1 protein-coding gene is annotated in these 549 nt (G+C 40.4%); it reads right to left on the bottom strand.

The window, feature by feature from the left end:
* Positions 1 to 549: type IV secretory system conjugative DNA transfer family protein (locus ACKTR2_RS10410; RefSeq protein ID WP_407885072.1), on the bottom strand; the 549-nt coding region annotated here is incomplete at both ends.

Raw genomic sequence — 549 nt, 5'->3', positions numbered from 1 at the left:
ATTACCTAAGATACTCTCGGCCTTATCCTTGCCATACAAGGCTTGTAGCTGGGTTAAGGTTTGACAAATGGTGGTGACACCAATGCCGTACCCTCGACACGTTGCTAAAAATTCTTCATACTTTGGGAATTTACCTAAATTGACAAATTCATCAAGGATAAAGTCGACTTGGTGGGGCAATTTAGCGTGATGATCGGCGGCTAATTTGTATAATTCATCAAATAATTGTGAGAAAAACAGATTGATGAAGCTTTCATAGGTATTATCCATGACCGGAATAATCACATACAGTACTACTTTGGCTTTGCCAATCTCTTTTAAATCAAAGTCTGAAAAGCTGGTAAAATTGGCCACTTCTTTGTCAACAAACTTCGAAATGGTCGCCAACAGGCTTTCAATAATGCTGGCTTTCATTTCTCCTTTAGCCTTTTTGAAACCTAACTCATAAGCGCGTCTCGCTGGATCAGTCATAGTTAGATCAAGAAACAAGGTATCTAGCGGACTATCCGCACCCTTTTCCTCGGCTTCCACATCGTTTTCTTGCAACAC

Origin of the sequence: Furfurilactobacillus curtus (assembly GCF_045862785.1) — a bacterium.
GTDB lineage: Bacteria > Bacillota > Bacilli > Lactobacillales > Lactobacillaceae > Furfurilactobacillus > Furfurilactobacillus curtus.
The sequence above is the reverse complement of the archived record's forward strand: the minus strand, read 5'-3'. Positions and strand labels throughout refer to the sequence as shown.